Source organism: Pseudomonas sp. FIP_A4, from assembly GCF_036701605.1.
GTDB classification, from domain to species: domain Bacteria; phylum Pseudomonadota; class Gammaproteobacteria; order Pseudomonadales; family Pseudomonadaceae; genus Stutzerimonas; species Stutzerimonas phenolilytica.
The window spans coordinates 1-280 of record NZ_JAYDXP010000042.1 but is presented as its reverse complement, the minus strand read 5'-3'; the positions used below and the strand labels follow the sequence as shown (position 1 = coordinate 280).

Below are 280 nucleotides of genomic sequence, written 5' to 3'. Positions count from 1 at the left end.
GCGCGAAGTGCGCGGCGCGGCTTCCAGCGCGAAGGCGGTGATGCCGCGCGCGGCCATGCGCGCGATGCAGTCATTGTCGAACGGGTTGAGCATGCCCAGCAGCACGCTGCCGGACTGCATCTGCGCCAGTTCCGCCTCGTTCGAGGCCCTCTCGCGTGGGCTGGAGGTGTTGCGCGCATTCACCCACGGCTCGGTGGTGCTGGGCAACCAGGACATCGCGCGCATTACCGGGCTGCCCAAGCCCACGGTCTCCCGCCTGACCTACACGCTGACCCGGCTC

Annotated in this window: 1 protein-coding gene and 1 pseudogene; one reads left to right on the top strand and one right to left on the bottom strand. The window is 69.6% G+C overall.

Translation table 11 applies throughout. The annotated features are described in order from the left end of the window. Positions 1-147, bottom strand: a pseudogene (locus tag U8L64_RS00300) (NAD(P)(+) transhydrogenase (Re/Si-specific) subunit alpha); the annotation flags it as partial. Between U8L64_RS00300 and U8L64_RS00295 the strand changes: the two are divergent. Further along, a partial coding sequence (locus U8L64_RS00295) for a helix-turn-helix domain-containing protein (protein WP_333392717.1) occupies positions 92-280 on the top strand: 189 nt, incomplete at its 3' end. The pseudogene U8L64_RS00300 and the gene U8L64_RS00295 overlap by 56 nt on opposite strands.